Annotated in this window: 25 protein-coding genes; 9 read left to right on the top strand and 16 right to left on the bottom strand. The window is 32.4% G+C overall.

Translation table 11 applies throughout. The features are described 5' to 3' along the window. Positions 1-180: 180 nt before the first annotated feature. Genes FLY87_RS01510 through FLY87_RS01500 form a run of 3 tightly spaced genes read right to left on the bottom strand, consistent with a single transcriptional unit; the run spans position 181 to position 2,138 of the window. Positions 181-384, bottom strand: a complete 204-nt coding sequence (locus FLY87_RS01510) for a histidine kinase (RefSeq protein ID WP_012546085.1) — start codon at positions 382-384, stop codon at positions 181-183. Continuing rightward, positions 377-1,435 (bottom strand): GGDEF domain-containing protein, encoded by a 1,059-nt coding sequence (locus tag FLY87_RS01505; protein ID WP_051345828.1) that lies wholly within the window; start codon positions 1,433-1,435, stop codon positions 377-379. Before FLY87_RS01505 ends, FLY87_RS01510 begins: the two co-directional genes overlap by 8 nt. Next, positions 1,389-2,138, bottom strand: a complete 750-nt coding sequence (locus tag FLY87_RS01500; RefSeq protein WP_012545502.1) for an EAL domain-containing protein — start codon at positions 2,136-2,138, stop codon at positions 1,389-1,391. Before FLY87_RS01500 ends, FLY87_RS01505 begins: the two co-directional genes overlap by 47 nt. A 169-nt stretch (positions 2,139-2,307) precedes the next feature. Between FLY87_RS01500 and FLY87_RS01495 the strand changes: the two genes are divergently transcribed. The 6 genes from FLY87_RS01495 (at position 2,308) to aroD (ending at position 7,154) form a co-directional block, all read left to right on the top strand. Then, complete coding sequence (locus FLY87_RS01495; protein ID WP_012546642.1) at positions 2,308-2,997, top strand: PHP domain-containing protein; 690 nt, start codon at positions 2,308-2,310, stop codon at positions 2,995-2,997. Between the two features lie 4 nt (positions 2,998-3,001). After that, positions 3,002-4,174, top strand: coding sequence for a ceramide glucosyltransferase (locus FLY87_RS01490; protein ID WP_012545796.1), 1,173 nt, complete (start codon positions 3,002-3,004; stop codon positions 4,172-4,174). Positions 4,175-4,187: 13 nt separating this feature from the next. Beyond that, positions 4,188-5,738, top strand: a complete 1,551-nt coding sequence (locus FLY87_RS01485; RefSeq protein ID WP_012545801.1) for an alkaline phosphatase — start codon at positions 4,188-4,190, stop codon at positions 5,736-5,738. An 18-nt stretch (positions 5,739-5,756) separates the two neighbouring features. Then, positions 5,757-5,963: a metallophosphoesterase gene (locus FLY87_RS01480; RefSeq protein ID WP_012545045.1), complete on the top strand. Its 207-nt coding sequence runs from the start codon at positions 5,757-5,759 to the stop codon at positions 5,961-5,963. Between the two features lie 21 nt (positions 5,964-5,984). After that, the gene (locus tag FLY87_RS01475; RefSeq protein ID WP_012546202.1) at positions 5,985-6,368 is read left to right on the top strand and encodes a PleD family two-component system response regulator; all 384 of its coding nucleotides are present in this window, start codon (positions 5,985-5,987) and stop codon (positions 6,366-6,368) included. A 105-nt stretch (positions 6,369-6,473) separates the two neighbouring features. Then, positions 6,474-7,154 carry a type I 3-dehydroquinate dehydratase gene (gene aroD, locus FLY87_RS01470; protein WP_141266157.1) on the top strand — a complete coding sequence of 227 codons (681 nt, stop codon included), beginning with the start codon at positions 6,474-6,476 and terminating at the stop codon, positions 7,152-7,154. A gap of 35 nt (positions 7,155-7,189) precedes the next feature. Here aroD and pstS (FLY87_RS01465) read toward each other — a convergent pair whose 3' ends face one another. Next, a complete protein-coding gene (gene pstS, locus FLY87_RS01465) occupies positions 7,190-8,200 on the bottom strand; it encodes a phosphate ABC transporter substrate-binding protein PstS (protein WP_141266156.1) in 1,011 nt (336 codons plus the stop codon). Between the two features lie 292 nt (positions 8,201-8,492). Here pstS (FLY87_RS01465) and FLY87_RS01460 point away from each other — a divergent pair, with 292 nt between their 5' ends. After that, a complete protein-coding gene (locus FLY87_RS01460) occupies positions 8,493-9,314 on the top strand; it encodes a respiratory nitrate reductase subunit gamma (protein ID WP_181405956.1) in 822 nt (273 codons plus the stop codon). A 10-nt stretch (positions 9,315-9,324) separates the two neighbouring features. Further along, the gene (locus tag FLY87_RS01455) at positions 9,325-10,929 is read left to right on the top strand and encodes a (Fe-S)-binding protein (protein WP_028842304.1); all 1,605 of its coding nucleotides are present in this window, start codon (positions 9,325-9,327) and stop codon (positions 10,927-10,929) included. A gap of 133 nt (positions 10,930-11,062) precedes the next feature. On the opposite strand, the gene pstS (FLY87_RS01450) is transcribed toward FLY87_RS01455, so the two are convergent. Beyond that, positions 11,063-12,094: a phosphate ABC transporter substrate-binding protein PstS gene (gene pstS, locus FLY87_RS01450; protein ID WP_012545952.1), complete on the bottom strand. Its 1,032-nt coding sequence runs from the start codon at positions 12,092-12,094 to the stop codon at positions 11,063-11,065. A gap of 235 nt (positions 12,095-12,329) precedes the next feature. On the opposite strand from pstS (FLY87_RS01450), the gene phoU reads away from it, so the two are divergent. Beyond that, positions 12,330-13,034 (top strand): phosphate signaling complex protein PhoU, encoded by a 705-nt coding sequence (gene phoU, locus FLY87_RS01445; protein ID WP_141266154.1) that lies wholly within the window; start codon positions 12,330-12,332, stop codon positions 13,032-13,034. A 4-nt stretch (positions 13,035-13,038) separates the two neighbouring features. Here the strand turns inward: phoU and FLY87_RS01440 are convergent, their stop codons facing one another. The 11 genes from FLY87_RS01440 to pheA are packed head-to-tail and all read right to left on the bottom strand — an operon-like array spanning position 13,039 to position 23,650. Beyond that, on the bottom strand, positions 13,039-13,959 hold the full coding sequence (locus tag FLY87_RS01440) for an ABC transporter ATP-binding protein (RefSeq protein ID WP_141266153.1): 921 nt from the start codon (positions 13,957-13,959) through the stop codon (positions 13,039-13,041). A gap of 1 nt (position 13,960) precedes the next feature. Then, positions 13,961-14,239 carry an HU family DNA-binding protein gene (locus FLY87_RS01435; protein WP_012545969.1) on the bottom strand — a complete coding sequence of 93 codons (279 nt, stop codon included), beginning with the start codon at positions 14,237-14,239 and terminating at the stop codon, positions 13,961-13,963. 14 nt (positions 14,240-14,253) lie between these two features. Next, positions 14,254-15,111 carry a signal peptide peptidase SppA gene (gene sppA / locus FLY87_RS01430; protein WP_012545082.1) on the bottom strand — a complete coding sequence of 286 codons (858 nt, stop codon included), beginning with the start codon at positions 15,109-15,111 and terminating at the stop codon, positions 14,254-14,256. Continuing rightward, positions 15,101-16,705, bottom strand: coding sequence for a 30S ribosomal protein S1 (locus tag FLY87_RS01425; RefSeq protein ID WP_012546647.1), 1,605 nt, complete (start codon positions 16,703-16,705; stop codon positions 15,101-15,103). The genes sppA and FLY87_RS01425 overlap by 11 nt, the downstream gene beginning before the upstream one ends. Positions 16,706-16,719: 14 nt before the next feature. Then, positions 16,720-17,589, bottom strand: a complete 870-nt coding sequence (gene ispH, locus FLY87_RS01420; RefSeq protein WP_012544912.1) for a 4-hydroxy-3-methylbut-2-enyl diphosphate reductase — start codon at positions 17,587-17,589, stop codon at positions 16,720-16,722. Between the two features lie 23 nt (positions 17,590-17,612). Beyond that, entirely contained in the window at positions 17,613-18,281 is a 669-nt protein-coding gene (gene cmk, locus FLY87_RS01415) for a (d)CMP kinase (protein WP_012546614.1), read from the bottom strand. Then, a complete protein-coding gene (aroA, locus tag FLY87_RS01410; protein ID WP_012545275.1) occupies positions 18,278-19,570 on the bottom strand; it encodes a 3-phosphoshikimate 1-carboxyvinyltransferase in 1,293 nt (430 codons plus the stop codon). The genes cmk and aroA overlap by 4 nt, the downstream gene beginning before the upstream one ends. Further along, entirely contained in the window at positions 19,567-20,421 is an 855-nt protein-coding gene (locus FLY87_RS01405; protein ID WP_012545810.1) for a prephenate dehydrogenase, read from the bottom strand. Before FLY87_RS01405 ends, aroA begins: the two co-directional genes overlap by 4 nt. Positions 20,422-20,423: 2 nt before the next feature. Continuing rightward, positions 20,424-21,449: a 3-deoxy-7-phosphoheptulonate synthase gene (gene aroF / locus FLY87_RS01400; protein ID WP_012546648.1), complete on the bottom strand. Its 1,026-nt coding sequence runs from the start codon at positions 21,447-21,449 to the stop codon at positions 20,424-20,426. A gap of 3 nt (positions 21,450-21,452) precedes the next feature. Next, the gene (gene hisC, locus FLY87_RS01395; RefSeq protein WP_028842298.1) at positions 21,453-22,562 is read right to left on the bottom strand and encodes a histidinol-phosphate transaminase; all 1,110 of its coding nucleotides are present in this window, start codon (positions 22,560-22,562) and stop codon (positions 21,453-21,455) included. 14 nt (positions 22,563-22,576) lie between these two features. After that, a complete protein-coding gene (gene pheA / locus FLY87_RS01390) occupies positions 22,577-23,650 on the bottom strand; it encodes a prephenate dehydratase (protein ID WP_012546845.1) in 1,074 nt (357 codons plus the stop codon). Positions 23,651-23,653: the final 3 nt, after the last annotated feature.

Genomic DNA, 23,653 nt, shown 5'->3' with positions numbered 1-23,653 from the left:
AAAAGAATTTGTTTTATTTTAACAGGGTCAGAGCGTATTATAAATTTATCAGAGTGTAAGGCTGTTTTTACTTTTATAGGCTTATTTTCTATAAGAATTTTTGTTATTTCTACAATTTCATTAAGAATTTCTTCAAGATTAAATTCTTCAATTATTAACTCTTCCTTGCCTGATTGAAGTTTACCAAGTTGAATGGTATTTGAGATGTAATTTTTGAGAAAAAAATGCCTGTGAAATAATTAAAGAGGTATATTTTCTAATTTTTTCTACATCTGGTTTATCAAGACTTAATTCAATTAGTTTAGCAGTATTGGCTATAGCACTAAGAGGCGATTTTAACTCATGGAAAAAAATTGATAAATAGGGGATTTGTGCTTTATTCATTTCTTCTGTCCTTGAATATAACAGAAGTTTTACTCACTCTTGAAAGTCTTTTAGCTTCAGCTTTAACTTCAGAAGCAATTGAGGCAAGATGAGCAAAAGAGGTTATATTTCTTGTTTCTGTACTCACAATTGCGCATGTAAGCGAAAGAAGATTGAAAGCCTCTTGCTCATCTTTTCTATTTTTTGAGACATAATATCCTTTTATGAAATCCCCTTCATGAAAATATGGCAAAAGCTCTTCAAACTCTTTAATCACTCTTTTACATACTAATTCAGAAACTTCATTATTACAGATGATTATAAAATCATCGCCTCCAATATGTCCTATAAAGATTTCAGGAAAGTCTTTTTTTATTTTATTAAGTATATTACCAATACTTGAAATTACTTTATCTCCCTTTTCAAATCCATAGTAGTCGTTATAAGGCTTGAAATGATTTATGTCTATGTAGCACACATTAAAAGGACATTTGCATCTAATTTTTCTTTCTATCTCTCTTTGAATAGCCCAGTTTCCAGGCAATCCAGTAAGGGGATTTGCATCCCTCGCTATTATCAGTGATCTTTGGGTTATTGTTTCAAGTAAAACATTTATGGGAACAATTCCATAATACTCGTTATTTCTGCTAACAATTATATCGTCATATAGATTTCTTAATTCTCTTTTCTGAACTATCATAGAAGCATCTTCAAGTGTCATATGATAATCAATAACAAGATTGGGTTTTTCCATAACTTCAAAGATGGATTTCTGGGCATTTAAATGGATGCCATAGCCGAATCTCCCAAGCACTGTATGTTCCAAAAACCTGTTTCTATGAATCTGTCCAATTACAATATTATTATCTAACACAGGAATCAGGCTCAGTTCTTCATCTTTCATAAATTTAAAGAAAGCATCCATGATTTTAGATGTTTTATATAGTGGTTCTACTCTAATTGCAATATCTCCTATTGATAAATCCAAAATTGATGGTTCTATATCGCATTTAAATGATTTCAAATCATGTGGTAACATAATTGTATTGAATTTTTTCTTGAGGCTTTCCAAGATAAAATCCTTGAAGAAGGTCTACTCCAGCATTAACAGTTTCTTTGAGTTGAATGGCTGTTTCAATTCCTTCAGCCACAACCATTATATTCAATCTGTGACATACTGACACAGTAAATTCTATAAAGGACTTTGAAAAATGATTTTCTTCCATAGTATTTATAAAATGTCTGTCTATTTTTACAATATCTGGTTCAAGAATGCTTAGAAGTTTAGGTCCTCCAAAACCTGCTCCAAAATCATCTATAGCGATCTTGTAACCTCTCTTTTTATAGTATGAGACAGATTTAATAAATACTTCATAATTTTCTATTGCTGACTGTTCAGTTATCTCAAGTACTATCTTGTCTTTTGGAAAGCCAAACTCTTCAGAAAATCTATCTGTTATACCAATCTCATGTTGAGGATAAAAAAGAGTTTCAGGGCAGATATTAATAAATAAATAACTATTAATATTCTGTTCTGAGGCTTTTTTAATTGCATTTCTTCTACATATCATATCAAGTATAAATATTGAGCCATTTTTCTTTGCCTCAAGAAAGAGATCTTTTATATTCAAACTCATGGATATATGTCTTGTTAAAGATTCATAGCCAAAAATTTTTCCACTTTTTGAAGAAAATATGGGTTGAAAATGAACTGTAAGCTTTGAGTATAATAGACCTAATTTACTTTGGTTAAGATTATTCTCTGTTTGTAGCACTGTTCATCCTCCAATTTAAATTTTCTTAATAAAAAGTATTGCATAACTTTGTTACAAGAAAATTAAGGAACTGTTAAAGCATTGTTAAATTTTAGGTAAAAATTTAACAGAAATTTAAAAAACTTTTAACTTTCCTGTAACCTTGCAGAGCTATCATTAAATTAAAAATATGCTTTTATGTGACTTTCACATACATACCAAATACTCAGATGGTTCACTGGAACTTAGAAAGGTAGTTGATCTCTTCGGACAAGCGGGCTTTGATGTTATAGCCATAACAGACCATGTGGTAAATGGAGATAGTATGATTGGAAAATTTGCATATAGATTCAGATTTACAATTACTGAAAAAAATTTCAATGAATATATGGAAAATGTAAGATATGAATCAGAAAGAGCATGGAATAAATATGAGATGCTTGTTATCCCGGGAGTTGAGATAAGTAAAAATTATCTTTCTTCTGACAAATCATCCCATATTTTAATAATTGATATAAAAGATTTTATACCTGCTTGTGAATCTTATGAAGCAATATTTCTTGAGGCAAAAAAACAAAATGCAGTTGTGGTTGCCTGTCATCCACATCATATTAAGGGAGAGATACGCAATACGCTTTATCTCTGGAATAACAGAAACAAATACGGAAAATATATTGATGCTTGGGAAATTGCAAATAGAGATGATGTCTTCAATGTAGTAAGTCTTAAGAAATATCCATACATAGCAAACAGCGATTTTCATAAAGCAAGACATTTGTATTCATGGAAAACTCTGCTTAATTGCGAGAAAAATGTAGTTTCAGTAAAAAAATGTATAAAACACAATAAAGGTGTGGCAATAACACTTTTTAGGGGGTAAAAAAATGATTCTATGGATAGTTTTATTTTTAGTTTTTATGAGTTTAGCAGTTTACGCTTTGCAAGTTATAGCATTAAGAAGAAAGCTCAGGGAAGAATATGCATTTATTAATTTCCCTCCCATTTCAATAATTAAGCCACTTAAAGGTCTTGATGATAATCTATTTGACAATCTTGAAAGCTTCTGCAAACAGGACTATCCTGAATATGAAGTAATTCTTTCACTTCAAGACTACAATGACCCTGCTTATAGAGTTGCTGAAAAAATAAGAAATAAATATCCTGAGCTTGTAAAAGTTATTCTGAATAATTCATATAGTGCTTTAAATCCAAAAGTAAAAAATATGATTTCCGCTTACAAGGAATCAAAACATGATTATTTTCTCATAAGTGACAGTAATGTCTATGTTGAACCTGACTATTTAAAGAGGACTGTTTCTGCTATGACGCATGATACAGGACTTGTTACCAATCTTATTATGGGAGCGGGAGGGAAAACCTTAGGAGCTAAACTTGAAAACCTTCAGCTAAACTCTTTCGTAATTATAAGTGTCTGTTTTCTTGATAAATTTCTTAAGATGCCCTGTAGCATAGGCAAGTCAATGCTTATGAGAAAGAGCGATTTTGAAGAAATAGGTGGATTTAATGCAGTAAAGGATGTTTTGGCAGAGGATTATATGATTGGAAAATTGATGCACGAAAAGGGTAAGAAAGTTGCGCTTTGTAGCTATATTATTAAAAATATTAATGAATACTGGTCACTTAGAAGATTTTTAAATAGACATACCAGATGGGCAAAGATAAGATGGAAAATAGCTGGTTCAAAATATTTTATTGAGCCTCTTAGTAATCCTGTTTTTATATCTTCAATAATGCTTATTTTAGATGGCTTTTCAAAAAATTCTATAACAATATTTATTGCTGTGGTGACAATCAAAATTGCCTTTGATCTTTATATAAATAGATTAATGAAGTCTTCTACTGGACTTTCAGGGATTTTAATTCCATTGAAAGATTTTATAACAGGACTTATATGGTTTACTCCTTTGATAAGTTGCAAACTTAACTGGAGAGGAAACACTTATAAAATTGGCAAGGAAACGAAAATTATACCCTACGAGAGCAATTTTTTATTAAAACTTATCTTTAATAAACTCAGAACAGCAATAACAAATTAAAGGGGGTGCAATAATGGAAAGAAGAGATTTCTTGAAAGTCTCTTTAGCAAGTTTTATAGCTCTTATGGCTTCATCAGAAGAAATTTTTGCAAAAGTTACTGATTCAACCAATTCTGGTGCAAAAGGTGTAATATTCGTAGTTGGAGATGGCTGGCCATTGGGAGTGATGAAAGCTATGAATGAATTTATGGAGATGAAGTTTAAAGAAAAAAGCAACCTCTCAACTCTTATTAAAAATCCTAAGACAAGAATTTTACTTCAGAATACTTCTTCTTTATCTTCAGTTGTTACTGATTCTGCTCCTGCATCTGTTGCTTGGGCAACAGGTTCAAAGACGGTTAATAGAAGCTTGTCAGTTTTACCCGATGGAAGAAATTTAAAAACTATATTTGAGCTTGCGAAGGAAAAAGGGCTTTCCTGTGGATTTGTAACCACAACAAGAGTAACTCATGCCACGCCTGCTGCATGGTATAGTCATAATTCTAATAGAGACGATGAGGATAGTATCGCTATTGATTTACTAAATGCGGATTTAGAAGTAGCAATGGGTGGTGGTGATAGATTCTTTAATAGAGATAAAAGAAAGGACAAGAAAGATCTCTATGGGATGTTTTCTTCAAAGGGGTATAGAGTAGTTAAATCTAAGGAAGAATTGATTAGCAGCATTTCCGATGAACGTCCTATTCTTGGCGTTTTCAGTTCATCTCACATAAGTTACTTTGTTGATAGAGTAAATGATGAAAAACTGAACAAAAAAGAGCCATCTTTACCTGAGATGACCGCAGTGGCACTCCAAAAATTATCCAGAAATAAAAAAGGATTTGTTCTTCAGATTGAGGCTGGAAGAATTGACCATGCCTGTCATGCAAATGATGCTTATGCTGCTATGATGGACTGTTATGAACTGGATAAAACTATCGGAGTAGTTGTGGATTTTATTAACAAAAATCCTGATGTTTTATTGATAGTTACCTCAGATCATGGTAACTCAGGTTATGGAATAAACGGCACAGGTCCTGAATACAATGATGCCACAGAGGCTTTGATGAATTATAAAAACAGGGCTTCTTTTGAATATATGATTAAGACGATGAAAAATCAGGATCTGAAAGCTGTGAAAGAAATTTTTGAGAACTATACTCAACAAAAAATCGCTTCAGAGGAAGCAGAAGAAATTTATAAAAAATTAAATGAAAAAAGAATGGTAGTTATCAATGACATATGGTATGAGCCAGAATATACAATGGGGAGAATTCTGGCAAAAAGTATATATGAGTATGAAAACGAGAAACTCATAAAACCAGCTAAAAAAAGAAGAGGTAATGTGGGTTTTACTTCAACAAATCATACTGCCGAAGACCAGCTTGTTATTGTTTACGGAGAAAAATTTTACGAAGGAGAGTTAAAAAACCTTATAGATAATACTGAACTTTACAATTTAATGTGTAATTATTTAGCATTCAATTACTTAAATCCAAAAATGGACAGACAAGATGCTATAGCCTATGTTAAGGCTATAAGTTATATGGAATGGGAAAGACATCTTAGACTTCACATATCATAGGTTTAGTAGAGTAAATATATGAAAATAGCTATTCTTAGTGATATTCATCGTAACATTGAAGCATTAAAAGTTGCTCATGAAACAGCCATTAATGAAGGCGTTGAAAGGATTTATCATCTTGGTGATTTAAGAGATTATGCGCCTTTTGTAAATGAAGTAGTTAATTTTCTGATTGAACATGAGATTCCAGGTTTTCAGCCATACTTTGGCAAAAATTTCTATTAGGAAAATAAAGGAGGCTTAAAAATGAAAAGAGGTAAGATTCTTTTAATTGATGACAATGAAGTTGATTTACATTTAACAAAAATTCTTCTTGAGAAAGTCGGTTATACTGTATTAGAAAATCAAGGTTGGCTTGGTGTTACAAAGGGTATTAAATTTTTAAATCCTGATTTAGTGCTTCTTGATGTAAACATGCCTGCATTATCAGGTGATAGTTTATATGATTTGATAAGTACCTATATCAAAGCACAAAAAATTCCAGTTTTATTTTACTCTTCTATTGATGAGACGCATCTTAAAAAACTTAAAATTATGAAGGGTGTTACAGATTACATTATTAAAGGTGATATTTTTCAGCTTTACAAAAAGATATCGCTTTATATCAAAAAGAAACAACAGTTTAACTGAAAAGCGGTTAGCAGCCCCACCCCTCCTACAGAAAGCCCTGGGCTTTAAATAATGCTCAGGGCTTAATAATTTGAATTATAGCTTTCTTAGCTGTTAAACTTTAAAATGCTTTTGCAAAATATACCTGCCATAGCAGTTGTGCTCAAAGACAAGGATGTTTTGTCTATTCCTAAGGAAGAGTTAAAAGGTGCTGATCTTATTGAACTCAGGGTTGATATGTTTGAAAAGACAGAAAACATTAGCGATATTTTTGAGACAGCAAAAAGAAAATATAACCTACCTCTGCTTTGTACAATAAGATTACCAGAGGAAGGAGGCAAAAGAGAAATAAAGAATAGAGTTGAAATATATCAGGCAGTTATACCCTTTTGCAATTTTTTTGATATTGAGATTTTTTCCAATGAAGCTCCTTTTTTAAGACAATTGAGTATTAAAAACAATATAACTTTAATCGGCTCTTATCACAATTTTATAAATACTCCATCTATTGAGCAGCTGGAAGAAGTTTTTGATAGAGGCAAAACCATGGGAATGGACATCATAAAAATAGCTACTATGGTAAATGAAAAGAAAGACATAGAAACTTTGTTATATTTTACTCTTAGACATAAACTGGATAGAATAATTGTTCTGGGGATGGGGCAGAAAGGAATCCCATCAAGAATAATAAATCCTGTCTTTGGCTCAATGATAACATATGCAAGTCTTAATGAAATTTCTGCTCCAGGGCAGATTCATTTAAAAGATATGGTTCATATTTTTAAAGTTATGGGATTAAGAGGGTAACCTGAAGCGAAACTCCGCTTCAGGTTGAAAATTCTTTATTTTATATAAGATTTCCAGTATGTTCTTATTTTATCTTTTAAATTCTTGGGCAAGGGGACATAATCAAGTTTTTTTGCAGTGTTGTCACCATTTTGAAATGCCCAGTCAAAGAATTTTATGACGGATTTATTAACATCATTTTTTTCTCTTGCAAGTAGAATATAAGTTGCACCTGTAATAGGCCAAGCTTTTTTGCCTGGTGCATTTGTCATCCATGCATAGAAATGATTTTTTGCATCAAGGTGAGCAGAAGCTGCTGCTTCTGCAAAACTTTCAAAGTCTGGAGCAACAATCTGTCCAGCAGAATTTTTAAGTATAGCAACAGAGAGTTTATTTTGTTTTGCATAGACAAACTCAACATATCCAATTGAATAAGGAGTTCTTTTTACATAGTTAGCTACTCCTTCATTACCCTTACCACCAAGTCCTGTTTTCCAGCTTACTGAAGTTCCGTATCCAACATTATTTGCCCATTTTTTACATGCACTGCTAAGATAATGAGTAAATATAGCAGTTGTTCCAGAACCGTCGGAGCGATGAACAACTGTGATGGGCTTTGCTGGTAGATTTAGTTTGGGATTAAGTGCTTTAATTTTAGGGTCATTCCATTGCTTGATTTCACCAAGAAATATTTCGCACATTGTAGTTCCATCAAGAACCAATGCATTAGAAGAGACTCCTGGAATATTTACAATTGGTACAACTCCACCTATTACCGCAGGGAACTGAAGAAGTTTTGATTTTTCAATTTCCTCAGGTTTCAATGCCATATCAGATGCACCAAAATGAACAGTTCTTTCAGTAATCTGTCTTATTCCACCACCTGAACCAATTGATTGATAGTTAACCTTAATTCCTGTGGCTTTATTGTAAGCGGCAGCCCAACTTGAATAAAGAGGATAGGGGAAGGTTGCACCTGCGCCATTAATCATTTCAGCAGAAGAAGAGATAGAGAAGCTTAATAAAATAAACAATAAAACCAATAAAGCCAATTTTGTTTTAATCATGAAATCCTCCTCAAATATTGATATTTTTTTATTTTATCACATAGCTGTAGCTTTCTTTTGCCCTTTTAAAAATGAATTCATAGGTATTTTTTAGTCAATAAGGACACAGTTAAGGTTTTATTTATGCCGCTTATACTATTGCTTAAAAATTATATTGATTTTTAAAAAAAGTTTATTATATTATTTATTTAATTAATAAAATTATATAAAATTTTATATGGAGGGAAATATGGCTACATTGCTCAATTTGATAGCATTGTTGTCCCCATTTGTATTGGTAATAGGTATTGGTATGAAGTTTTTTAAGATCTCAAGAATGCCATTAAATATCAGATGGGAGATATATCCTCTTCCATCTGCAAAAAGGGAAAGATGTCAAGGTTCCTATATGGAAGAAGTTGACTGGATAAAAAAGAAGCATGAAAAAGGTTTATTTGGTGAGTTTATTGAACCTTTTAAAGAAATATTTTTTCTTCATAGAGTAAAAAAATTCAATCTTTATGGAATATGGACTTGGTCAATTGCTCTTCATTGGGGTGTCTGGTTGTTGTTTTTGTGGAACATTCTGATTTTAATAGCCTTTGTGTCTAATAGTGTGAATCTGTCAAAAATTATTTTTTTACCTTATTTATCATGCTTTCTTGGTATTGTGGGGACTGTCGGACTTATTCTAAAAAGAATTAACAATAAAGAATTAAAACTCTATACCTCTGGAATTGAATACTTTAATTTAATCTTTTTATTTGTTATTTTTATCAGTGGATTATTGATGATTTATAGAGAAAATTCTACATTGGAGGCTTTATTGTATGTAGAAAGTGTATTAAGTTTTAATCTTTCCATATCAGAATTCCATCCTTTTACATTAATTCATTTTTTGCTCTTTGAAATTTTTCTTATTTATATACCCTTTTCAAAATTTTTCCACGGTCCTGTAAAATTTTTTACATTCCATAAGATTTTATGGGATGATTATTATCAAAAGAAAGATTCTCCTGAAGAAAAGAAAATATTGCAACAGCTAAATTATAAGGTTAACTGGGCTGGTCCTCATATTCTGCCAGAACAAACATGGCTTGAAAATGCCAGAAATACAAATCTTCATGAAAAATAGGAGGATTAAGATGGAATCATTAAGAGAGTTTGCAAAGGAAACAAAAGAGTCTTTAGTAAAAATAGAAAAAGAGAACTTAATTTCTTTAGCTCCATATATAGATGAAGAGAATGATTTTAATAATCCACCAGATGAATGGAGAGAAAAATATAATCTTTCCTTAGATGGATTTTCTGGATTTCCTTTTCCCGAGCCTTCTGAGGAAGAAAAAACAAAGATAATAGAAAAATTTCTCAATGGTATAGAAAAACTTCTAAATCCTGAATCAAACTGGACATTTCTTAAACCTTTTTCCCTATCTTTAAAATATTGTGTTAAATGCAATACTTGTGCTGAGGCTTGCCATGTTTATATAGGAAGCGGGAAGAAAGAAATATATAGACCAAATTTTCGTTCTGAAATTCTAAGAAGAATTTATAAGAGATATTTCACTCCCAGCGGAAAACTATTAAAATCTTTTGTAGGAGCTGATATTGAAGCTACTTACACAGCAATAAGAAGACTTTTAGAGCTTGCTTATCGTTGCACACTGTGCAGAAGATGCGTTCTTTACTGCCCTGTTGGAATAGACAATGGATTGATTGCAAGAGAACTGAGGAAGTTGTTCAGTCAAGAACTTGGAATGGCACCTGTAGAAGTTTATAAAAAGGGGACAAGATTGCATCTTAAGACAGGCTCATCAACAGGGATGGGACCAACGGCATTTAGGGATATAATTAAATTTATTGAAGAGGAGATACATGAGAAAATAGGCAAAAAGATTACTATTCCTGTTGATAAAAAAGGAGCTGATATTCTTTTGCTTCACAATGGAGGTGAATATCTTGCCTGGCCAGACCATATTGCAGCATTTTCTATATTATTTGATTTAGCTGGGATAAACTATACTTTAAGTAGCGAAACTCTTGGTTACGATGGCGTAAACTATGGAGCATGGTATGATGATGTGGAACTTGCGAGAGTTGGATTAAGACATCTCCAGATTGCTTATGACCTTGGGGTAAAAAAACTTGTAATAGGAGAATGCGGACATTCTCATAAGGTTTACACTATCATTTTTGATAGAATTTTGCCTGCGAGTTCTCCTTTATGGAATATTCAGAGAGAATCCTGTTTACCACTCATGTGGGAAATCGTAAAAAGTGGAAGAATAAAGTTTGATCCTATGAGAAATAATTTTCCAGTTACAATGCACGATTCTTGTAATATTGTGAGACTTATGGGAATTATGAATCCGCAGAGGCAGATTATTAAGGCTCTTACACCCGGGACATTCAGAGAGATGAATCCTAACTGTTCATATAACTACTGCTGTGGTGGCGGAAGTGGATTTGCAATAATAAGATCATTGAATTTCCCTGTGTGGAAAAATAAGGTTTCAATAAGATTAAAGACAAAACAGATTTTAGACACATTTGATGATGTTTTAGATAAGAATGTTCCTAAGCTTGTAGTTGCTACTTGCTCAAATTGTAAAGGCGCTATAAGAGACATGATACACACTTACAGATTATTTGATAGATTTAAAATAAACTACTCGGGACTTGCAGAGTTGATTGTTAATGCTATTGCCACAATACCACCATTTTTGAATTTGGAGGAACTACCAGAATAATTACAAAGTATTATCCTGTTTTATGAAAAAACTATGAACAAGTTTTGAAAGAAGTAAAAATTAAATAAACAGGAGATTTCCTGAAATAAAAGAGAAAGCCCAAAGCATTATTTTGCTTCGGGCTTTCTCTTTTTTATTTGATATAAAGTCCCCAGTATGCTCTTATTTTGTCTTTTACATTTTGAGGCAGTGGGACATAATCAAGTTTTTTTGCAGTGTTATCACCATTTTTAAATGCCCAGTCAAAGAATTTTATGACGGATTTATTAACATCATTTTTTTCTCTTGCAAGCAGAATATAAGTTGCACCTGTGATAGGCCAAGCTTTTTTGCCTGGTGCATTTGTCATCCATGCATAGAAATGATTTTTTGCATCAAGATGAGCAGAAGCTGCTGCATTGGCAAAACTTTCAAAATTGGCTTCAACAATCTGTCCAGCAGAATTTTTCATTTTTGCAGTGTCTAATCTGTTCTGGACAGCATAAGCAAATTCTACATATCCAATTGAGTAAGGAGTTCTTTTAACATAGTTTGCAACACCTTCATTTCCTTTTCCTCCTAAACCAGTTTTCCAGTTTACAGAAGTTCCATAACCAATTTGGTCAGCCCATTTTTTGGATACGCTACTTAAATAATGAGTAAATATGGAAGTGGTTCCTGAGCCGTCTGACCTATGAACCACAGTAATAGGTTGATCGGGTAAATTAATTTTTGGATTTAATGCTTTAATTTTAGGGTCATTCCATTTTGTAATTTCTCCGAGAAATATCTCTGCGAGTGTAATTCCATCTAAGGTAATTTTTTTGCCTTTAATCTCAGGGACATTGATTATAGGAACAACTCCACCTATTGCAGCAGGGAACTGAATAAGTCCTGCTTTTTCAAGCTCTTCAGGTTTAAGAGGTAAGTCTGAAGCACCAAAATGAACAGTTCTTTCAGTAATCTGTCTTATTCCACCACCTGAACCAATTGATTGATAATTAATTTGGATACCTGTTTCCTTATGATAAGCGGCAGCCCAACTTGAATAAAGAGGATAGGGAAAAGATGCACCTGCGCCATTGAGCATTTGAGCAAAAGAAGATATAGAGAAGCTTAACAGAATAAACATTACTGCAATTACAATAAAAAACTTACTTAAAGTTAGACTTTTTAAACATTTCATGAAGCCCTCCTTATTAAATTTTTTTTATTTTTTATAGTATAGAATTCTAATGTTACAGGGAATTTACAATGATGTTAAATTTTTGTTACAAAACAATTGATTAAAAAATAAACTTCTATTTCTCTTCCGATGATTTCATATTTTTATGACTAAATATAGAAATATTTATAGATTCAATGCTATCCAATAAAAAGGCTAAATTGGTATAATAGCAAAAGATGATAAGGAGGTAGAGATGGGAATTTTAGACAATGAATTAAGAAAATTAAAGGAAAAAATCCTTATTCTTGGATGTCTTGTTGAAGAGGGAATCAGAAAATCTGTTAAGGCATTAATTGATAGAGATATAGACCTTGCTAAGCAGGTTATATCAAGAGACAATCTAATTAATGGACTTGAGGTTGAAATAAATGAAGAATGTATCAGACTTATTGCACTAAGACAACCAATGGCTAAGGATTTAAGATTTATAACTACTGCAATGAAAATATGCACAGACCTTGAGCGTATGGGAGATTTTGCAGTAAACATAGCAGAAAGAGCAATTGAACTTGCACAGGAGCCTTTTTTAAAACCCTTTGTGAATATTCCAAAAATGGCAGAGATAACGGAAAGCATGGTAGAGGATGCCATTAATGCCTTTGTAAAGGAAGATGTGGATTTATGTTATGAAGTCATTAAAAGAGATGACCAGGTTGATGAATTATTAGAGAATAATCATAATGAATTATTCGGACTTATGATAAAAAATCCAGATATTATTCCTCTTGCCCTTAAAAGAATGTTTATCGCAAAATATCTTGAAAGAATATCAGACCACGCAACAAATATTGCAGAAATGGTAATTTATATGGTAGAAGGGAAAATGATTAGACATACATTTGTTACAGAAGAAATTCATAAACTTTGTCTTGAAGATTTTATGTCAAGGCAGAAATAGAAAATCAATCTAACCAACATCTACTCCAATGTCCAGATGCTACTTCATGAAGGTATGGAGGTTCAGTTATACATTTATTTCTTTTATAACTGCAGCGTGGGTAAAATACGCATCCTTCTGGTAAATTTTTAAGGTCTGGGATATTTCCAGGAATGCCTTCTATCTTTTTACCTTCTCTTGGTAAACAATTCAAAAGAGCTTTAGTATAAGGATGTAGAGGATTTTTAAAAATTTCTTCAGTTGAACCCATTTCCATAATTCTACCTGCATATAGAACCATAACTTTGTCTGCATATTCACCAAGTATGTTAATGTCATGAGTTATCAAAAGCAATGCTCTGTGTTCTTGTTTAACGAGTAAATAAAGAAGATCAAGGATTTCTTCTTGGACAGTTACATCCAATGCAGTTGTAGGTTCATCAGCTATAATAAGCTCTGGCTCACAGGCAACGGCCATTGCTATCATTACTCTCTGTCTCATTCCACCTGATAGCTGATGAGGATAACTATTAATTGTATGCAATATTTTAAGTTTATGAAATAACTCTTTTGTTTTTTCCAGAGCTTTTTTTTTGGATAATTGGTAGTGATAAATAAGCATTTCTGCAACTTGAGAGCCAACTTTAAGAACAGGGTTTAAAGAAGTCATTGTGTCCTGGAATATACAGGAAATATGTCTCCCTCGCAGATTTCTAATTTCAGATGTATTCATATTAAGAATATCTTTTCCTTTAAAGATTAATTTGCCATTAATTCTGAAATGTTCAGGTAAAAGATTTATTATTGATAGGCCAGTGAGAGTTTTTCCACTACCACTTTCCCCAACAATAGAAAATATCTCGCCTTTTTCAATGCAAAAATTGATATTGTCTATAATAGTTGAATTTTTATAAAAAATCTTAAGATTTTGAACCTGCAGGAGCACTTCACTTATTTAAAGCTTCTTTAAGAGCTTTGCTCATTTTAAAATTTATTGCTCTCTGTGTAGGGACCTTAATCTGTTCACCTGTTTTAGGATTCCTTGCAATTCTTTCGGGCCTTTGTTTCACTTTAAAATTAGCAAATCCTCTTATTTCAATCTTTTCCCCTCTTGACAGAGTTTCTATCATGCAATCAAAAATCATATCTATTATTGTCTCAATTTGTTTTTTTGTTAAAATATCCACTTTTTTAGAAACCCTTTCAATTAATTCTGATTTTTTCATACATATCCTCCTTATCAGTTTTGTGATGTTGGTGAATATAGATAATATACCTGCATATAAGGTAAAATCTTTTTTACCAATGACTCAGTATTCCCTTTTAAAAAGTCAATTAATAGTGTTGATTTCTTTGTTACTATCTCTGGCTCACCTTTTATTTTAGCAAGTTGAGCAGCTATCTTTATAGCATAATCAAGATCACCTATCTCATCCACAAGTCCGAGTTCTTTTGCTTTTAATCCTGTGAATACTCTTCCATCTGCTATTTTTTTAATATCTTCAACAGGAACTTTTCTCCCTTCTGCAACAGCTTTAATGAATTGTTCATGCACATCATTTGTTAATTTTTGTAAAATTTCTTTTTCTTCATTCTGTAAAGGTTTGAAAGGTGATGTAATATCTTTGTATTTACCACTTTTTATTACCTCTGCCTTAACTCCTATTTTATCAAGTAATCCTTTAATATTGGGTATTTCTATTAATACGCCTATTGAGCCTGTAAGTGTCCCCGGATTAGCAATAATTTTTGTGGCTGGACAAGAAATATAATAGCCTCCTGATGCTGCAATAGAACCCATAGATACAACAACTGGTTTGGATTTAATTGTTCTTTTTATTTCTTCGTATATTTCCTGTGATGGAACAACAGCGCCTCCTGGGCTATCCACTCTTAAGACAATAGCTTTTATTGAAGGGTCTTTTCTATACTGTTTAATCTCATCTATTGATGGTTTAGAATCAACAATAATACCCTTAATGTTAACAATAGCTACCTTACCTGCAGTAAGGCTGCTTTCCATGATTGTTATTAAAAAGCTTATTAAAATAAGCGTTCCTATAATAATAAAGAAAAATTTAAGTTTTTTATTCCTCATTTTCGTCTATCTTTTTCATACTGAGTCCGATTTTTCTTTTTTCCTTGTCCACTTTTACAACAATTACCTTTATTTCATCTCCTTCTTTTACAGTTCGATTTTTGTCAATTTCCGAATTATAAACCAGCCCTTCTACGATGCCTTCAATATCAACAAATAATCCATGTTCTGTCTTTTTAATAACTTTGGCATTATAAATTTCACCGATTTTGAATTTTTCTGGAATTTCTTTAATCCATGGATCTTCGGAAAGTTGTTTTATTCCTAAGGAAAGTTTCTCTTTTTCAGGTTCAAGACTTAAAATAACAGCATCAACCTTTTGTCCCTTTTTAAAAATTTGAGAAGGATGGTCAATATGTTTTGTCCATGATATATCAGAAATATGAATAAGTCCGTCAACTCCTTCTGGAAGTCTAACAAATATGCCAAAATCTGTTATTGTTTTGACTTTTCCAGAAATTCTATCACCCACTTTGTATTTTTTAGCAACAACTTCCCATGGTTTTGGTTTCAGTTGCTTAAAACTTAAAGAAATTTTTCTGTTTTCCCTATCAATATCAAGAACTTTTACATTTATCCATTCATCTACTTCTGCATAGTATGTAGGATGCTTTGGAGCTATCCAGTCAAGTTCGCTTACGTGAACAAGTCCTTCAACTCCTTCTTCAAGTTCAACAAAAAGACCAAAGTCTTCAACTCTTGTTACCTTACCTCTTACTTTCATGCCTGGATGATATTTTTTGTCAATATTTTCCCACGGATCAGCCTTCTTTTGCTTGTATCCAAGTGTTATTCTTTCATTTTCAGTATCAGCCTTTAAAACTATAAATTCATATTCAGAGCCTATTTCAAAAAACTGAGAAGGATGTCTAACTTTACCCCAGGATATATCTGAAATATGGAGAAAACCATCTAATCCACCCAAATCAACGAAAACTCCATAGTTGGTTATATTTTTTACAGTACCTTTTATTTTTAGCCCTTCTTTAATTTTTTCAGATATTTCTTTTTTCATTTTTTCTTTTTCTTCCTGTAGATATGCTTTTCTTGACAAAATTAAGGAAGTTTTAAGATTTCTCCACTGTCCATAAAGATTCTTGGGGGGTTCAATTTTTTCTATTTTTACTTTAAAGGTTTTTCCTACATATTCATCAAGATTTTTAGGTTTTCTAATCTCAAGTAATGATGCAGGTATAAAACCGTTTATACCATAAAAGGATGTTAGAACACCTCCTTTTGTTTTCCCTGTAATCTTTACTTCAACCGGTAATGCTTTTTCATAAGCATCCATAAGAATTTCCCAGCCTTTTATTTTTAATGCTCTATCTCTTGATAAAGATATTATTCCCTGTGCATCGTCTATTTTTTCAATAAAAACTTCTATTTCATCTGCTTCCTTTATATTTTTCAGTTCTTCTTCTGAAAACTCATTAAGTGGAATAATTCCTTCAAATTTATATCCTACATCTACTATTACTCCATCATTTCTTACTCCCATTATTTTTCCTTTTATAATTTCTCCCCTTTCTATGTGAGAAAGTGATCCCTCATAGAGACTTTCCAATTCTTGCTTTTCGCTAAGCTGATTCTGCATGGTCCTGTTCCTCCTTAATTTGTAAACTTTTTAATTTTATCAATAACTTCATCAATTATCCACTGAGGGGTTGATGCTCCTGCTGTGACTCCAATTTTTTTAGCAGAGTTAACCCACTTTTTGTCAATTTCCTGAGCATCTTCTATATGATATGTTTTTACCCCTATTTTTCTGCAAAGATTAGCAAGCTGAGTCGTGTTTGCACTGTTTTTACCTCCTACAACAATCATGACATCAACTTCTTTTGCAACTTTTTCTGTTGCTTCCAGCCTTCTTGATGTGAAATTACATAGAGTGTTAAAAATTCTTATCTCTTCAAATTCATTAAGAGAATTTATTATTTTATTCATTATTTCTTTAACTTTTGACATTGGTTGGGTTGTTTGTTGAATTATACCAATTTTTTTATTAAGAATCGGAATTTTTTTAGATTCTTTGAGTTCATTGTCTGCATGATTAATTACAATCGCTTTTTCTCCTGCATAACTAAAAATGCCTTTAACTTCTGGATGTTCTCTATCTCCAATAATTAAAACCTGATAGCCTTCAGAAGCTAATTTTTCAGCAAGATTTTGAGCTTTTTTAACAAATGGGCAGGTAGCATCTATGATTTCACAATCAAGCTGTTTTAATTCATTAAATTTTTCTTTAGGAATTCCGTGAGCTCTTATTATTAATGTTTTTATAGTTTTTTGAGAAATTTCATCTACAGGATATACGCCTAAATCTTTTAGCCTTTCTACAACTTGAGGATTGTGAATTATAGGACCTAAGGTAAAAACACCATCTTTATGTTTCTGAGCAACATCAAAGGCTATGTCAATTGCTCTTTTTACCCCAAAACAAAATCCTGCGCCTTCTGCCAGAACAATATTTTTTTGCATACTGTTTTTGATAATACATGATATCAAGCATCCTCTGCAACTTTTTTTAACACTATTGAGATAACTTCTTGAAGTGTAAGCTCTGATGTATCAATATAAAAAGCATCTTTACTGAGCCTTAACGGAGCATTCTCCCGTGAACAATCTCTTTTATCTCTTTCTATTACATCCCTTAGTGCTTCTTCAAAACTTATTTTTTTACCAGATTGTATCAATTGTTCAAATCTTCTTTTAGCCCTTACTTGAGGAGATGCATCAAGATAAAACTTTTTCCATGCATCAGGGAAAACAACTGTTGTCATGTCTCTGCCTTCAGCCACAATATCTACTTTTTCTGCAAAACTTCTCTGTAATGGCATCAGAAAATCTCTCACAACTTTTTGAGTAGAAAGCTGAGAAGTAATCTCTCCAATTTTAGGATCTCTGATAAAATCTGAGACATCTTCTCCTGATAAAAAAACTCTCCCATTTTTATAGTGAATTTTTATATTTTTAAGCTCTTCTTCTATTTCTTGCTCAGTTAGCAATGAAAAATCATCAATGTAATTGAATTTTATAGAAAAATAGTATGCCACTGCCCTATATAAAGCACCTGTATCAAGATATTGAAAACCCAAAGCTTTTGCTATTTCCTTTGAAACAGTGCTTTTGCCAGCACCTGAAGGTCCATCAATTGCAACTACTTTTTTCATTTCTGAAGCATCTCCAGTAAGCTATAAAACTCAGGGAATGATATATCAACGCAGTTTGCGTCTTTTATTGTAGTTTCACCTTCTGCAATAACTCCCGCTATGCTTAATGCCATTGCTATTCTGTGGTCTTTATAAGAGTAAACCTCTGTGCCAATAAGTTTGCAAGGACCTTCTATTTCTACTCCATCTTCAAATTCTTTTATCTTAACTCCCATTTTTTTTAGCTCTGATGTCATTGCTTTAATTCTATCTGATTCTTTTGCCCTCAGGTCTTTGGCATCTTTTATAACGGTTTTACCCTCTGCCTGCGTTGCTACAACACATAGAATTGGAAATTCATCTATCAGTTTAGGGATAATATCTCCCTGAACATTAATACCTTTAAGCTCAGATGAGCTTTTTGCAAAAATGTCTCCAACAGGCTCGCCTCCTTGCTCAGTTATATTAAAAATTTCTATAGTTGCTCCCATGTTTTTTAAAACCTCAATAAAACCTGTTCTTGTTTCATTGAGGTTAACCTGTTTAATTAATATTTCTGAGTCTGGCACTAAGCAAGCTCCTGCTATAAAAAAAGCAGCTGAAGAAAAATCATTTGGGATAGTGATATCAAAACAATTAAGTTCATGGTCTACAGGAGAGAGTTTTACAGTATTATCATTTATGATAATATTCACGCCCATGTTTTTTAGCATTTTTTCTGTGTGATCCCTGCTTTTATGAGGTTCTGTTAAAGTCGTTTCTCCTTTAGCATAGAGTCCTGCAAGTAAGATAGCACTTTTTACCTGAGCACTTGCTATTGGCATTTCATAGCTTATTCCTTTCAAAAAACCGCCCTTTATAACAATAGGGGGGAATTTATTTTCTGCCCTTCCCATAATATTTGCGCCCATAAGTGATAGAGGATTAATTATGCGTTTCATAGGTCTATATCTTAAAGAGTCATCTCCTGTAAGAACAGTAAGAAATCGTTGCCCTGCGACTATTCCGCTTAATAGTCTTATTGTTGTCCCAGAATTTCCGCAATCAATAACATTGTCAGACTCTTTTAAAGAATGCAAGCCCTTTCCATTAACTATAATTTCTTTTGAGTCAGTTATCGTGATTTCTACACCAAGTGATTTCATTGCGTTGAGACTGCTTAATGGGTCCTTTGCCCAGAGAAAGTTTTTTATTCTTGACTGTCCCTTTGCTAAAGAAGCAAACATAACTGCTCTGTGAGATATGGATTTATCAGGTGGAGGTGTTATCTCACCTTTGAGGGTTTTAGCTTTTTTAATTATTCTATTCATGAATCAATTTCTTTTCTTAAATTTTTTGCTTTTTCTATAAATGTTTTGACTCCTTCTGAGTCTTTTTTAGAGAGCATTTTTTTTATTTCTTTAAGATTTTTGGCGAAAATTTCAAGGCATTGTAAGATATTTTTATCATTCATTATAAAAATATCTCTCCAGACCTCTGGAGAACTTTTAGCAATTCTTGTTGTATCCTTAAATCCTGAACCAGCATATTTTATAAAATTTTTGTCCATTTCTGCTACTGTATTTACCATACAAAAAGAAATTAAATGAGGTAAATGACTTACAAGAGCATAAATTTTATCATGTTTATCCGCGCTCATAAACTCAACTACTGCACCTATTTTTTGCCATAGATTAGAAACTTTTTCAAGAGCTGATTTATCCGTATTTTCAGTAGGAGTTATAATAACTTTTGCTTTTTTAAAAAGATCTCCCTTTGCATGTTCAAATCCTGTTTTATCTGAACCAGCAATAGGATGAGTTCCAACAAAGAAGACTCCAGCGGGTAAAATTTTTTCAAAACTATTTACAACGCTTTCTTTCACACTGCCAACATCAATAATGATTGTTCCTTTTTTAAGATAATTAAGCATTTCAATGATAATTTTTTCAAATATACCAGCAGGAGTTGCCAAAACAATAAGCTCTGCCTGAGAGGCTTTTTTTAATGATGTGGTATAGCTATCTATAATTCCAAGTTTTAAGGCTTCTTTAAGCCTTTGTTCATTTCTTCCATAGCCAATAATTTTATTGACTAACTTTTTTTCTTTTAATGCTAAAGCTAATGAACCTCCAATTAAGCCAACTCCAAGAATTGATACAGTGTTAAATCCATCCTCCATTCTTAAACTTCCCTGCCAACAGCTTTTGCAACAGCTGCAACTTTTTTCATCATTTCTTTAAACTGTTCCGGAGTTAAGGATTGTTCGCCATCAGAGAGAGCTTCTTCAGGATTTGTATGAACCTCAATTAAAAGCATGTCTGCACCTGCTGCAACCGCAGCAACTGCCATCGGGCTGACAAGTTCACGCTTTCCTACACCATGACTTGGGTCAACTGCAACAGGAAGATGACTTAAGGACTTTAAGAGAGGAACAGCACTGAGGTCAAGTGTATTTCTTGTTGCGGTTTCAAATGTTCTAATACCTCTTTCACAAAGTATAACTTTTTCGTTTCCTCTTGAAAGAATATATTCTGCTGCCATAAGAAGTTCTTTTATTGTGGCAGACATTCCTCTTTTAAGCAAAACTGGCTTGTCCACTGAGCCTACTTCCATAAGAAGTTTGAAATTCTGCATATTTCTTGTGCCGATTTGAAGAATATCAACATAATCAATCATTATGTCTATATCTCTTGGGTCCATTATTTCACTTATTACAGGGAGTCCTGTTTTTTCCTTTGCTTCTGCAAGATATTTCAATCCTTCAACTCCGAGTCCTTGGAAAGAATATGGTGATGTACGAGGCTTAAATGCACCGCCTCTTAAAAAAGTTGCTCCTGCAGATTTTATTTTTTCAGCAATATTAATAAGGGTAACTCTATTTTCTACTGCACATGGACCTGCTGCAACATGAACTTTTTTGCCACCAATTTCAAGATCATCAACTTTAATGACAGTATCTGTTTTTTTAAAGTCTCTGCTTGCAAGCTTATATGGTTTAAGAATTCTTACTACTTCTTCAACACCAGGGATTGCTCTTATTGCATTTTCTTCATCTTCTGTTATTTTTGAGGTATCTCCAATTACACCGATGATTGTTCTTTCAGTTCCTTTTGAAATATGTGGTTTTAATCCTTTTAATTCAAGTTTTTTAACAATTTTTTCAATCTGCTCATCACTTACATCTGGTTTTAATACAATAATGTCCATATTTTAACCTCCTAAAAATTTTTTAAATGCTTCAATAAAGGATTTATTTTCTTCAGGTAATCCTATAGTTACTCTTATTTGTTTTGGTCCAACAGGTCTTACAATGACTCCTTGTTTTAGAAGAAAATCAAAGACTTCCTTTGATGTTGTATTTTCAGGTAAAACTATATAGATGAAATTTGTTTGAGTAGGTAAATACTTAATAGATGAGATTTTATCAAGCTCTTTATAGAGATAGTCTTTACCTTTTTCATTTATTTCAAGCACTTTTTTTAAATGTTCTTCGTCTTTTAATGCAGCTTCTGCAGCAATTTGGGCTATGGTATTTGTGTTAAAAGGTTCTCTGATTCTGTTCATTTCTGTGATGATTTCTTTTTTTGCAATTCCGTAACCTATTCTTAAACTTGCAAGCCCATAAGCTTTTGAAAAAGTCCTTAAAATTAATATATCTTTATCTTCTTTAAAATATTTCAAGGTATCGGGATATTCGGAATCTGTAACATATTCATAATAAGCCTCATCCATGATAATCAATATATTTTCTGGAAGAGCCTTAATAAATTTATCAAACTCTTCTTTGTAGTTTATAGTGCCTGTTGGATTATTTGGATTGGCTATGAATATAATTTTTGTTTTATCTGTTACTTCATTAAGCATTCCTTCAAGGTTATGTCTCCAGTTTTTCAATGGTACTTCTTTTGCAACTCCTCCCTGTGATATTACACTCATGGCATAAACAACAAAAGAGGGATTAGCCATAACTGCTTCATCTCCCGGTCCTATGTATGTCCTTACCGCGATATCTATAAGCTCATTTGAGCCATTACCAAGAATTATCTCATCATGCGTTAGAGTTATTCCTTTTTTTGCGAATAAATCACATAAAGCATTTTTCAGATAGTATCCGCTTCCTTCTGGATATCTTGCAAGCTCAACTGGTTTAGATATTAAATCTTTAATTGCTTCAATAACTTTTGGCGAAGGACCAACAGGATTTTCATTAGAAGCAAGTTTTATGCATTCTTTTATACCAAGTTCTCTTTCTACTTCTTTAACTGGCTTGCCTGGAATATATGGTTGAATCTTTTTCACGTAAGATAGCGGTTTAATCATAATCGCTCCTCCATTTATTTAAACATTGGATATGAACCAAGATGTACAAGCTCTATGCAGTAATTTTTTACTTCTTCAAGGGTTTTACGAACCTTTTCATCTTCAATATGTCCCATAAAATCAACAAAGAATATGTATTCCCATTTTCTCATTTTTGCTGGACGAGATTCTATTTTTGTAAGATTTAACCCTGAATCCTTGAAAGGTTTTAAGGCATTGTAAAGTGTTCCTGGTTTATCTTGAAGTGAGAACATTATAGAGGTTTTATCAGAACCAGTTTTATTCGGAAATGTTTTTCCGAGAATGAAAAATCTTGTATAATTGTTTTTGTAATCTTCTATATGTTTTGCAACAAATTTAAGTCCATAAATATTTGCTGCAAACTCACTTGCTATTGCTGCGACATCTTCATCTAAAGAAGCCTGTCTTGCTGCTTCAGCAGTGGATGCCACATCATAAACTGGAATATCAGGCATATTTTTTCGTAGCCATTCTCTACATTGTGCTCTTGCATGAGGGTGTGAATATATTTTTTTTATTTTTTCTTTTTCTCCTGTAAGGGAGAGTAAGTTATGCGTTATTGGGATTATTATTTCTCCAGCAATTTTTACTTCATACTGCATAAACATATCAAGAGTATAGGTAACAGTGCCTTCATTTGAGTTTTCTATTGGCACAACCCCGAATTTTGTTATGCCTTTTTCTACTGATTCAAAAATATTCTTAATATTATCCTCTGGTTCAAACTGTGCAAAGCTTCCAAAATACTTTATTGCTGCAAGATGAGTGAATGTTCCTTCAGGACCAAGATAAGAAATTTTTTGTGATTCCTGAAGAGCAAGAGTTGCTGAGAGAATTTCTCTAAATAGAGTTTTAATTACCTCATCAGAGAAAGGTCCCTTATTTAATTTTAGAATTTTATTTATGATATTTTTTTCTCTTACGGGGTCATAAAAAGAAAGTCCCTGAGTTTTTTTTATTTCGGCTATTTTTATAGCGAGTTTCGCTCTGTCGTTTAAAAGTTTAAGAATTTCTTTATCAATTTTGTCAATTTTATCCCTTAAATTCTGTAGTTTTTCATTTTCCATTTT

This window comes from Thermodesulfovibrio sp. Kuro-1 (assembly GCF_006538445.1).
Lineage (GTDB): Bacteria > Nitrospirota > Thermodesulfovibrionia > Thermodesulfovibrionales > Thermodesulfovibrionaceae > Thermodesulfovibrio > Thermodesulfovibrio yellowstonii.
This window is presented reverse-complemented; position numbering and strand designations above follow the sequence as displayed.